This window comes from Micromonospora sp. NPDC005553 (genome assembly GCF_042871765.1).
Taxonomy (GTDB): domain Bacteria; phylum Actinomycetota; class Actinomycetes; order Mycobacteriales; family Micromonosporaceae; genus Micromonospora.
Genome location: NZ_JBIAJD010000009.1, coordinates 142,254 through 153,927, shown reverse-complemented (window position 1 = coordinate 153,927; position 11,674 = coordinate 142,254). Strand labels below are relative to the sequence as shown.

Genomic DNA, 11,674 nt, shown 5'->3' with positions numbered 1-11,674 from the left:
GACCTACACCACCCTCACCCGAGCAGCCTGATCAACAACACCTGACACATCTATCGGGACTTCCCCTTGACACATGTCTCGGGACACGACAGTCAGCGGCTGACGGAAAGTGTCCAAGATTTCGAAGCTTCGACGGGCGGGTGCCCGTCACTCCTTCTCGATGGTGACCTTGCTGGGCTTCGCGCTGCGCTCGTCGGTGGTCGGCTTGGTGGGACGTTTGCCGTTCTCGCCGGTGCTGGTGATCTTGGTGGGCTTGGCGTCCCGGCCACCCACCCCCGGTACGGCGGCCACTGTCGGCTCCCCGTCCACCCCGGCGCTCGCCGTGCCACCATCCACAGTGGTCACCGGCTCGGCCACCGGCCGCGTCGTGGACTGCCCGGACTCGTCCGCGGCGGCGTTCACCGGCTGCCGGGTGTCGGCGGGCTCCGTCTTCAGCCCGGTGCCCGCGCCCGACCCGGTGCCCGCGCCCGACCCGGTGCCCGCGCCCGACCCGGTGCCCGCGCCCGACCCGGTGCCCGCGCCCGACCCGGAGGCCGCGCCCGACCCGGAGGCCGCGCCGGCGGTAACGCTCGCGCCGTCGTCCCCACCACCGGCTACGCCTTCGCTCGCGCTGGCGTCTCCGGCCGGCGCGGTCGGGCCGTCGATCGGACCGGCGACACTCTGCAACCGCAGCTCGGACATCTGACGCTGGAGCTCGTCGGACTCCTGCCGGGCCTTCCACGTCTCCTGCCGCAGATCCGCCAACTGCTGCTGGGCCTGGGCGATCTCCAACATCACCTGGGCCAACTGCTGACGACCCGCCGCAGACTCCTGCTGGGTCGCCGCCAGGTGCTGCTGGGTGGTGGCCAGGTGCTGCTGCGTGGTGGCCGCGTACTCCTCGAACTGCCGGCGGGACGCCGCGACATGCTCGTCGGCCTTGCGGCGCTTGTCGCTGGCCTCGGCCTCGGCCCGGCTCAGCAGCTCGGCGGCCTCCGCCTCGGAGCGCTGGCGCAGCCCCGCCGCGTCCTGCTCGGCCGCCTGACGGATGCCGGCCGCGCCCTGCTCGATCTCGTTCTTGCGAGCCGTGTACTCGGTCTCCAGCTCGTTCTTCCGGGTGGAGTATTCGGTTTCCAGCTCGTCCCGTCGGGTGGTGAACCCGGTCTCCAGCTCCTGCTGACGGCTGGCGAGCCCGGCCTCCAGCTCCTGCTGGCGCGACGCGTGGTGCTTGTCCAACTCGTCGCGGCGCTTGGCGAACTCCTGCTCGGCCGCGGACCGTCGCTGCGCCAACTCCCGATCGGCCGCCTCCCGACGGGAGTTGACCTCCTGCTCCACCCCGGCCCGCCACGCGCCCAGCTCCTGCTGGGTCTGCGCGCGGGTGTGCTGCACGTACGCCTCGGTCTCGGTGCGCATTCGCTGTACGTACGCCTCGGTCTCGGCGCGGCTACGCTTCGCCGATTCGGTGGCCTGCGTCGTCAGCCGCTCGGCCTCCTGCTGCGCCTTGGCGCGGGTGGCCCGACCGGCCATCGACGCGTCGTCGATGATCTGCTTGGCCTCGTGCTGCGCCTTGGCGTGGGTGGCTCGCCCCGCTTCGGTCGCGGTGTCGGTGAGCCGCTTGGCCTCCTGGAGCGCCTTGGCGTGCACCTCCTTGGCGGCGTCGCGCAGATCGCTGGCTTCCTGCCGGGCGTTGGCCAGCGTCTCGCGGGCCGTCTCGCGCAGCTTGGTGGCCTCCTGCTGGGCCCGAGTGTGGATCTCCTTGGCGGAGTCCCGCAGTTGGGTGGCCTCCTGCTGGGCCTTCGCCAGAGCGTCCTGCGCGGCCTTGCGCAACTGCGCCGACTCGTCCTTCGCCGACCGCAGGGCGGCGTCCGCCTCGGCCCGCTGCGCGGCGCTGTGCCGCTCCTCCTCCGCCCGTCGGGCGGCGAGGGCGAGCTCGAAGTCCTTCAGTGCCCGGTCGGCCTGCTCGCGGGCCTCCTCGATGATGTGCTCGGCAGCGGCCCGCCGGGCCTCGATCTCGCCGTTCGCGTCGCCGAGAATCTCCTCCGCCTGCTCCTCGGCGAGAGCGAGGATCGACTCGACCCGCGGGCCGAGGTGCCGGAACGACGCCCTGTCGACCACGTTCATCTGCTTGCGCACCTGGGTCAGGTCGCGCTGGAGAACCTCGACCTGGCCGGCGAGCTTGTGGATCTGTGTGTACGCCTGTTCCCGTTCGGAGGCGAGGGTCGCGATCTCGTGCTCAGCACGTGCGACATAACGGTCGACCTGTTTCTTCTCGTACCCCCGCAGAGCGGACTCGAAGCTGGGCTCCGTCGTCACGTCCCCGCCGAGAGCGAACAGTTCCTCGCCGTGCGACATGCCCCCATCCTCACACGCAACGGGCCCTGCTGGGGCGATACGGACGGGCCATGTGGGAGCTACTTCACTCCGTCGCGGCCAGCTGATACCAGGGGTGAGGAAACGCATACGGCGCGAGGTGGCACCGGTTACCCGGTGTCACCTCGCGCCGTCGATGCCCCTACCTGACGCCTCGCGTCAGCCGGCGGTCTCCGCGGGCACCCGCTCCTGACCACCATCGGTCTTCTTTGCTGCTTCCGGCTTGGCAGCCGGAGCGGCCTGCGCCGGCATTCCCGGAACGATGCCGGCGAGACCGGAGAGCATCTGACCCAGCTGCGACGTGACAGCGTCCTTCTGCCGGGTGAGGTCCTCGACCTCGCGGCGGGCGGCCTGCGTGGTCAGCTCCGCCTCGGTGCGTGCCTCGGTGAGCAGGCGCTGCGACTCGGCCTTCGCATCGTTGAGGGTCTTCTCCGAGTGGGCCTTGGCCTTGTCGACGGTCTCGGCCGCGTTGCGCTCCGACTCGACCCGTCGAGCCTCGGCGCGCTGCTCGATCTCCTTGGCCCGCTCCTGCGCGGCCCGGGCACGCTGCTCGGCCTCGCTGACCATCTTCTGGGTCTGCGCGACCTGGGCGGCGTGCCGCTCGGACTCCTCGCGCTCGGCCTTCTCCCGCCGCTCGGCCAGCTGGAGCTCCAGGGCCTGCAGGTCCTTGTCGCGCTTGTCCCGCGCGTCGGTGAGCAGCTTGGTCGCCTCGGCGCGCTTCTCCTCAGCCTCGCGGGCGGCCTTCGCCCGCTGCTGGGTGATCTCCCGCTCGGCGGTGGCGCGCAGGGTGGCGACCTCCCGCTCGACTGTCGACTTCAGCTCGGCCACCTCGTGCGCGGTGACCGTACGCAGCTGCTTGGTCTCCCGGTCGGCGTCGGCGCGCAGCGTGTCGGCCTCGCGGCGAGCCTGCACCCGAACCTCGGCGGCCTCGCGCTCGGCGGCCGTGCGCAGGTTGCCCGCCTCGCGCTCGGCGCTCGCCTTCATGGCGGCGGCCTCGGCGCGGGCCTTGTCGGTGATCTCGCGGGCCTCGAGGCGGGCGGCGGAGAGGATGCCCTCCGACTCGCGCTTGGCCTCGTTGCGGTGGTCGTTCGCCTGCTCCTCGGCGAGCCGCAGGATCTGCTCGACGCGCGTGCCGAGCCCGGAGAGGGTGGGTCGGCTGTTCTCTTCGAGCTGCTTGTTCGTGTCGGTGAGCTTCTGCTCCAGCGCACTCATGCGCTGCTCGGCCTGGCGGAGCCGACGCTGGGCGTCGTTCATCCGCTGCTCGGCCTCGGCACGGGCCTGCTCGGACTGGGTCAGCGCGGCGGTCATCCGGCCGAGGAAGTCGTCGACCTGATGGGTGTTGTATCCGCGCAGGCCAACGGTGAAATCTGGCTGCGAGTTCGCGTTATCGAAGAACGCGAGAGGGGAGGACTGCTGCTGGGGCATTGGGACATACTGGCAGACGCCCCAGGGTGCTTCGCAAGAGCGGTGCGAAGCTTTCGTGCCCTCTTTACATGGTCAACACTCGCGACCGGCGAGGTTGGACCAATCGGCGATCTTGGCAGGTCCCGGCCTGTCGGACGCCACGCAGCGTGACGCGGAAAAGGGCCCCGGGGTTACCCCGAGGCCCTTTGTCGATCCGGGTGACTTATCCGCTAATGGGGGCGGAAGAACAATGAGCGATCAGCGCAATGGTCATCCGGCGTTCCACCGTCCGGCCGGGGCCGCCCCGGCGCTCCGGATGTCGGGAGGTCAGTGACCCCGGAACCGGTTGATCGCGTCCTCGTGCCGGGCACGCAACTCTCCGTCACGAACGCCCAGCCCGTCAGTGGGTGCGAGGCAGCGCACGCCCACCTTGCCCTGGTGGGCGTTGCGGTGCACCTCGTACGCGGCCTGGCCGGTCTGCTCCAGCGGATAGGTGCGGGACACCGTCGGGTGCACCTTGCCGAGCGCGACCAGGCGGTTGGCCTGCCACGCCTCGTGATAGTTGGCGAAGTGGCTGCCCACGATCCGCTTGAGGTGCATCCACAGGTAGCGGTTGTCGTACTGGTGCAGGAAGCCGCTCGTGGAGGCGCAGGTGACGATGGTTCCACCGCGTCGGGCCACGTAGACGCTGGCGCCGAACGTCTCCCGGCCCGGGTGCTCGAACACGATGTCCGGGTCCTCGCCGCCGGTCAGCTCGCGAATCCGTTCGCCGAAGCGCCGCCACTCGTCCGGGTCCTGGGTCTCCTCGTCCTTCCAGAAGCGGAAGCCCTCCGCGGCCCGGTCGATGACCAGATCCGCGCCCATCCGGCGGCACAGCTCGGCCTTCTCCGGAGAGGACACCACGCAGATCGGAATCGCGCCGCCGTTGAGCGCCATCTGGGTGGCGTACCCACCGAGGCCGCCGGAGGCGCCCCAGATCAGCACCACGTCACCCTGCTTCATGTTGGCGCCGTGATGCGAGACGAGCTGCCGGTACGCGGTGGAGTTGACCAGCCCGGGACTGGCCGCCTCCTCCCAGCTCAGGTGTCGCGGCTTGGGCATCAGCTGGTTGGCCTTGACCACCGCCAGCTCGGCCAGCCCGCCGAAGTTGGTCTCGAACCCCCAGATCCGCTGTTGCGGGTCGAGCATCGTGTCGTCGTGCCCGGCCGCGTCCTCCAGCTCGACGGAGAGGCAGTGAGCGACCACCTCGTCGCCGGGGGCCCAGCGGGTCACCCCGGGGCCGGTGCGCAGCACCACGCCCGCCGCGTCCGAGCCGACCACGTGGTACGGCAGGTCGTGCCGGCGGGTCAGCTCGGAGACCCGGCCGTAGCGCTCCAGGAACTTGAAGGTGCTCACCGGCTCGAAGATGCTGGTCCACACCGTGTTGTAGTTGATCGCGCTGGCCATCACCGCTATCAGCGCCTCGCCCGGGGCCAGCTCCGGCGTCGGCACCTCCTGCACGTGCAGCGCCTTGCGCGGGTCCTTGTCCCGGGTGGCCATGCCGTCGAACATCCGGGACTCCTCGGCGCGGACCACCACGCCCCGGTAGCTCTCCGGTACGGGCAGCCCGGCGACGCCGGCGAGTTCGCGGTCCGGATCGTTCGATTCCTCCGCCGCCATGATCGCTTCGAGGATGTCCTGCACGGTGACCTCCGGTTCTTCCGCACCCGCACGGGCCCGGGTGCTGCCATCGTCGGCGCCGGTGGGCACGACCGCCATGTCGGCATTCGACACATCCGGCACCGGTCGCGCTCCTGTGGGGCCGGACGTTACTGAACGGTAGCTAGGCCGGGAAGTCCTCTGTGAAAAACTGCATCCGCCGATGCGTGAAGGTGTCCAACCAACCCGCCAACCGCGCACTGACGTGCGCGCACCTCGGCCTCCAACGCTCGCCACCCCTAGTTGATCAAGAGCTTGCGGTCGTCTGCGCGGGGCGGTATGACGCAAACCTCTTGATCAACAGGGGTGGGGCGGGTCAGTGGGGGGTGGGGGCGGGTTGGACCAGTTCGACGAGGACGCCGCCGGCGTCCTTGGGGTGCACGAAGTTGATCCGGCTGTCGGCGGTGCCACGCCTCGGAGTCGCGTAGAGCAGGCGCATGCCGCGCTCGCGTAGCGCCGCGCAGGCCGCGTCGATGTCCACGACTGTGTACGCGACCTGCTGTACGCCCGGCCCGTTGCGATCCAGGAACTTCGCGATCGTCGACTCCGGGGTGAGCGGGGCGAGCAACTGCACGCAGCCGCCCTCGGTGGTCGGTCCCACGGCCAGCATCGCTTCCCGGACGCCCTGCTCGGTGTTGGTCTCCACGTGCACGCAGCGCATCCCGAACGTCCGCTGGTAGAAGTCGATCGCGGCGTCCAGGTCGGCCACGGCGATCCCGACGTGGTCAATCTTGCGAAGCCCGATGTCTGTGACGTAGTCCGCACCGGGCTCGACGGGGGAGTTCTCTGCCATGGCGCTAGTCTGGCCGAACAATCGTTAAGGCGTACAGCTCGGCACCCCTTCGGAGGCAGGCATGGCTTCGGTGATCGTCAGCGGCGCGCGGACCCCGATGGGCCGGCTGCTGGGCAACCTCAAGGACCTCCCGGCCACGAAGCTCGGCGGGATCGCCATCAAGGCCGCGCTGGAGCGTGCCGGCGTCAGCCCGGACCAGGTCCAGTACGTGATCATGGGGCAGGTGTTGCAGGCCGGCACCGGTCAGATCCCGGCTCGGCAGGCGGCGGTCGAGGCCGGTGTGCCGATGTCCGTGCCGGCGCTGACGATCAACAAGGTCTGCCTCTCCGGCCTGGACGCGATCGCCCTGGCCGACCAGCTGATCCGCGCCGGCGAGTTCGACATCGTGGTGGCCGGCGGCATGGAGTCGATGACCAACGCCCCGCACCTGCTGATGGGCCAGCGCACCGGCTACAAGTACGGCGACGTGGTGGTCAAGGACCACATGGCACACGACGGGCTCAGCGACGCCTGGGACTGCTGCTCGATGGGCGAGTCGACCGAGCGGCTCGGTGCCAGGCACGGCATCTCCCGCGCGGAGCAGGACGCCTTCGCCGCCGCCAGCCACCAACGGGCCGCCGCCGCCCAGAAGAACGGTCACTTCGCCGACGAGATCGCCCCGGTGGTCATCCCGCAGCGCAAGGGTGACCCACTGGTGATCACCGAGGACGAGGGCATCCGTCCGGACACCACGGTCGAGTCGCTGGCCAAGCTGCGCCCCGCCTTCGCCAAGGACGGCACCATCACCGCCGGCAGCTCGTCGCCGATCTCCGACGGCGCGGCCGCGGTGCTCGTGATGAGCAAGGCCAAGGCGAAGGAGCTGGGGCTGACCTGGCTGGCCGAGATCGGTGCGCACGGCAACGTGGCGGGCCCGGACAACTCCCTGCACTCGCAGCCGTCCAACGCGATCAACCACGCCCTGAAGAAGGGCGGCCTGAGCGTTGCGGACCTGGACCTCATCGAGATCAACGAGGCTTTCGCGCAGGTCGGTGTCCAGTCCACCCGTGACCTCGGGATCAGCCCGGACAAGGTCAACGTCAACGGCGGCGCGATCGCGCTGGGACACCCGATCGGCATGTCCGGAGCGCGTCTCGTCCTCACCCTCGCCCTGGAGCTGAAGCGGCGGGGCGGTGGCACCGGCGCGGCCGCGCTGTGTGGCGGCGGTGGCCAGGGCGACGCGCTGATCATCCACGTGCCGGGCAAGGCCGAGACGGACCAGTGAGCGAGACTGAGCACGTCCCGGCGGCGGGCACCACGTCGGTGCGCCGCAGCCGGGACGTACCGCTGCTGGTCGAACGGGCCCGCACGGGCGACCCCCGGGCGGTGGCTCGCCTGATCACGTTGGTGGAGAACGGTGACGCGCTGTTGCCGGAGATCGCCGCGGCGCTGGCACCGTACGCCGGGCAGGCCCAGGTGGTCGGGCTGACCGGTTCGCCCGGGGTGGGCAAGTCGACCACCACGAACGAGCTGGTCCGCGCGCTGCGGGCGCGCGGGCACCGGGTGGGCGTGCTGGCGGTCGACCCGTCCAGCCCGTTCACCGGCGGAGCGATCCTCGGTGACCGGGTGCGGATGCAGGACCACGCCACGGATCCGGGCGTCTACATCCGGTCGATGTCCAGCCGGGGGCACCTCGGCGGGCTGGCCGCGGCCACACCGCAGGCGGTCCGCGTGCTGGAGGGCGCCGGCTGCGACGTGGTGTTGGTGGAGACCGTCGGCGTCGGGCAGGCCGAGGTGGAGGTCGCCTCGCTCGCCGACACGACGCTGGTGCTGCTCGCACCCGGGATGGGCGACGCGATCCAGGCGGTCAAGGCCGGCATCCTGGAGATCGCCGACGTGTTCGTGGTCAACAAGGCGGACCGGGACGGCGTCGACGCCACCGTCCGTGACATCCAGGGCATGATCGCCCTCGGCGAGCGCGGGCCGGGGCAGTGGCGGCCCCAGGTGGTCCGCTCTGTCGCCGCGCGGGGCGAGGGCATCGACGACATCGCCGCCGCCATCGACAAGCACCGGGGCTGGCTGGTCGAGCACGGCGAGCTGCGCCGCCGCCAGGAGACGCGGGCCGCCGCCGAGATCGAGGCGATCGCGCTCGGCACCCTCCGCGCCCGGATCGGCTCACTTCGCGACGGTACGGAGTTGGCCACGCTCGCCACCAGGGTCGCCGAGGGCGCGACCGACCCGTACACGGCGGCGGACGAGTTGCTCGCCCAGCTCGCGCGCTGACCCGACGTCGCGCCGGCCGGTGCGTCCAGCCTGGACGAACCCGACCCGCACTGTCCGGTGCGGACCGACGTTGTCGCTCGGGTGGCCGGGCTTCACGCCCACAAGCGAAGGTCGCTCCGGTTTTAGTAGGCTCGCCGCGCGTGGCCGCGAGTGAGGCGCTACGCGGCGGGCTGACGAGACGGTCGGTCCACAATGCGTCGGACCAGGGGAGATGTGATCATGACGGACGCGGTGCAGAACGCCGGAGCGTCGCAGCCCGCGACGGGGGCGGCCCGGGGTGTCACAACGGTTTCCGACGAGGTCGTGGAGAAGATCGCCGGCGTGGCCGCTCGCGCGGTCCCGGGTGTGGCCGACCTCGGCGGTGACGTGGCCCGGTTCTTCAACAGCGTGCTCGACAAGGTCGGCCTCGACGAGGTGGGCGACGCTCGCCGGGGCGTCTCGGCCGACGTGAAGGGCAGCTCCGCCGTCATCAACGTGGTTCTGGTGATCGACGCCGGGCACGTGGTGGCCGACGTGACCGAGGCGGTGCGGGCCGCGGTGATCGAGGCCGTGGAGAAGTACGGCCTGACCGTCACGCAGGTGAACGTCACGGTGGACGACATCGAGCTGAACCAGCCGGGCGCGGCTGCCGGAGCCTGAGGCGTAGGTGCCCAACGGCCTGACGGCTGCCGGACCGCCCATTGGCTGTCCGCCAGGAAAATCCGGGGACGCATCGTCCCAGTAAGCTCACTCCGCGCCCGTCTTCACTGGGTGCCGGACGTGTCCAGACGTGGTGTGCGAGGAGCAGGGGCGACTGTGGACCTGGATGCAACGCAGGAGCTGACCAGGGCGTCGGTGCCGGCCGGCGGGACGACGCAGGTCGCCGACGAGGTGATCGAGAAGATCGCCGTCGCGGCGGCCCGCGCGGTGCCCGGGGTGGCCGACCTCGGAGGGGACGTCGCCCGGTTCTTCAACGCGGTTCTCGACCGGGTCGGGCTGGACCAGGTGGGTGACGCCCGACGGGGTTGCTCGGCCCACGTGACCGGGGAGGCCGCAGTGGTCAACCTGGTGTTGGTGATCCAGGCCGGTCGACAGGTGGCAGAGGTCAGCGGTCAGGTGCGCGCTCGAGTGACCGAAGCGGTCGAGACATTCGGGCTGCGGGTCGACGAGGTCAACATCCGGGTCGATGACCTGGCGATCAGCGAAATCCCCACCACACCCCCAGTCTGACCGCTCCGAGTCTCCCCGCCCCTCCCTCCGCCGATCATGCAGTCGTGGTGGCCGTTTTGGCGCTGGCTGGGGGATTTGCGCACCAGCACAACTCCATGATCGACGCAGGCGCCGCCGTTACCCGTGGGTACGGCCTGACTTAGCGATCGTTCAGGTAGGGGCCTTACACTCGACGTGCAGTCGAGGACCCGAGGAGGAGCCCTGCTCATGGACGCCGACGAGATCGACGCCGGACGGGCGCGCTGGCAGGCCCGGTACGACGCCGCGCGCAAGCGGGACGCGGACTTCACCACGCTCTCCGGCATGCCGGTGGAGCCGGTGTACGGCCCGCCCGAGGGCGCCACCTATCCGGGCTTCGAACGGATCGGATGGCCGGGCGAGTATCCGTACACCCGGGGTTTGTATCCGACCGGCTACCGCGGTCGGACCTGGACCATTCGCCAGTTCGCCGGCTTCGGCAACGCGCAGCAGACGAACGAGCGCTACAAGATGATCCTCGGCGCCGGTGGCGGCGGGCTCTCGGTGGCGTTCGACATGCCGACGCTGATGGGCCGCGACTCGGACGACCCGCAGGCGCTCGGCGAGGTCGGCCACTGCGGCGTCGCCATCGACACCGCCACCGACATGCAGGCGCTCTTCGACGGCATCGACCTGGCCGGCGTCACCACCTCGATGACCATCTCCGGCCCGGCCGTGCCGGTGTTCTGCATGTACCTGGTCGCCGCCGAGCGGCAGGGCGCCGACCTGTCCAAGCTGGACGGCACCCTGCAGACCGACATCTTCAAGGAGTACATCGCGCAGAAGGAGTGGCTCTTCGACCCGGAGCCGCACCTGCGCCTGATCGGCGACCTGATGGAATACTGCGCCGCCGAGATTCCGCGCTACAAGCCGCTGTCGGTCTCCGGCTACCACATCCGCGAGGCCGGCTCGACTGCGGCGCAGGAGCTGGCGTACACCCTGGCGGACGGCTTCGGCTACGTCGAGTTGGGTCTCTCGCGTGGGCTGGACGTGAACGTCTTCGCGCCGGGGCTGAGCTTCTTCTTCGACTCGCACCTCGACTTCTTCGAGGAGATCGCCAAGTTCCGCGCCGCCCGCCGGATCTGGGCCCGCTGGCTGCGTGACGTCTACGGCGCGACCAGCGAGAAGGCGCTGTGGCTGCGGTTCCACACGCAGACCGCCGGGGTGTCGCTGACCGCGCAGCAGCCGGTCAACAACGTCGTACGGACCGCCGTCGAGGCTCTCGCGGCGGTGCTCGGCGGCACGAATTCGCTGCACACCAACGCGCTCGACGAGACCCTGGCGCTGCCCACCGACGAGTCGGCCGAGATCGCCCTGCGTACCCAGCAGGTGTTGATGGAGGAGACCGGTGTGGTCAACGTTGCCGACCCGCTCGGCGGCTCCTGGTACGTCGAGGCGCTGACCGACAAGATCGAGGCCGAGGCGGAGGAGATCTTCGCCCGGATCCGGCAGCTCGGCGGAGACGGGCCACACCAGATCGGCCCGATGACCTCGGGCATCCTGCGCGGCATCGAGGACGGCTGGTTCACCGGGCACATCGCCGAGTCGGCCTTCGTCTACCAGCAGGCCCTCGAAAAGGGCGACAAGAAGATCGTCGGGGTCAACTGCCACACCGGGACGGTCGCCAAGGAGCTGGAGATCCTGCGCATCTCGCACGAGGTGGAGCTGGAGCAGCGCCGGGTGCTCGCCGAGCGCAAGAGCGGGCGGGACGAGGAGGCGGTGCGCGCCGCGGTCACCCGGATGATCGAGGCGAGCCGTACCGACGAGAACATGGTCCCCGCCATGCTCGACGCGGTGCGCGCCGAGGCCACGTTGGGCGAGATCTGCGACGCCCTGCGAGCCGAGTGGGGCACCTACCGGGAGCCAGCCCGCTTCTAACCCCAGCCCCGAACCCCCACCCGCGTCGATCTTGCATTTTCTGCGGTGCCATAAGGCATGAATGCGGCA

Annotated in this window: 9 protein-coding genes; 5 read left to right on the top strand and 4 right to left on the bottom strand. The window is 70.4% G+C overall.

Annotated features, from left to right (window positions below):
* Positions 1 to 147 precede the first annotated feature (147 nt).
* The 4 genes from ACFYPG_RS30415 to mce form a co-directional block, all read right to left on the bottom strand.
* Positions 148 to 2,328 (bottom strand): hypothetical protein, encoded by a 2,181-nt coding sequence (locus ACFYPG_RS30415; RefSeq protein WP_387354627.1) that lies wholly within the window; start codon positions 2,326 to 2,328, stop codon positions 148 to 150.
* A gap of 177 nt (positions 2,329 to 2,505) precedes the next feature.
* A complete protein-coding gene (locus ACFYPG_RS30410; RefSeq protein WP_387354626.1) occupies positions 2,506 to 3,771 on the bottom strand; it encodes a DivIVA domain-containing protein in 1,266 nt (421 codons plus the stop codon).
* 306 nt (positions 3,772 to 4,077) lie between these two features.
* Positions 4,078 to 5,433 carry a crotonyl-CoA carboxylase/reductase gene (gene ccrA / locus ACFYPG_RS30405; protein ID WP_355009016.1) on the bottom strand — a complete coding sequence of 452 codons (1,356 nt, stop codon included), beginning with the start codon at positions 5,431 to 5,433 and terminating at the stop codon, positions 4,078 to 4,080.
* A gap of 331 nt (positions 5,434 to 5,764) precedes the next feature.
* Complete coding sequence (gene mce / locus ACFYPG_RS30400) at positions 5,765 to 6,241, bottom strand: methylmalonyl-CoA epimerase (RefSeq protein ID WP_355008997.1); 477 nt, start codon at positions 6,239 to 6,241, stop codon at positions 5,765 to 5,767.
* 61 nt (positions 6,242 to 6,302) lie between these two features.
* Between mce and ACFYPG_RS30395 the strand changes: the two genes are divergently transcribed.
* The 5 genes from ACFYPG_RS30395 to ACFYPG_RS30375 all read left to right on the top strand — a co-directional run bounded on the left by ACFYPG_RS30395 (position 6,303) and on the right by ACFYPG_RS30375 (position 11,605).
* Positions 6,303 to 7,502 (top strand): acetyl-CoA C-acetyltransferase, encoded by a 1,200-nt coding sequence (locus ACFYPG_RS30395; protein ID WP_357224161.1) that lies wholly within the window; start codon positions 6,303 to 6,305, stop codon positions 7,500 to 7,502.
* The gene (gene meaB, locus ACFYPG_RS30390) at positions 7,499 to 8,500 is read left to right on the top strand and encodes a methylmalonyl Co-A mutase-associated GTPase MeaB (RefSeq protein ID WP_355008995.1); all 1,002 of its coding nucleotides are present in this window, start codon (positions 7,499 to 7,501) and stop codon (positions 8,498 to 8,500) included. The genes ACFYPG_RS30395 and meaB overlap by 4 nt, the downstream gene beginning before the upstream one ends.
* A gap of 219 nt (positions 8,501 to 8,719) precedes the next feature.
* Entirely contained in the window at positions 8,720 to 9,139 is a 420-nt protein-coding gene (locus ACFYPG_RS30385; RefSeq protein WP_355008994.1) for an Asp23/Gls24 family envelope stress response protein, read from the top strand.
* Between the two features lie 156 nt (positions 9,140 to 9,295).
* On the top strand, positions 9,296 to 9,709 hold the full coding sequence (locus ACFYPG_RS30380) for an Asp23/Gls24 family envelope stress response protein (protein ID WP_355008993.1): 414 nt from the start codon (positions 9,296 to 9,298) through the stop codon (positions 9,707 to 9,709).
* Between the two features lie 207 nt (positions 9,710 to 9,916).
* Positions 9,917 to 11,605: a methylmalonyl-CoA mutase family protein gene (locus tag ACFYPG_RS30375; RefSeq protein WP_355008992.1), complete on the top strand. Its 1,689-nt coding sequence runs from the start codon at positions 9,917 to 9,919 to the stop codon at positions 11,603 to 11,605.
* Positions 11,606 to 11,674: the final 69 nt, after the last annotated feature.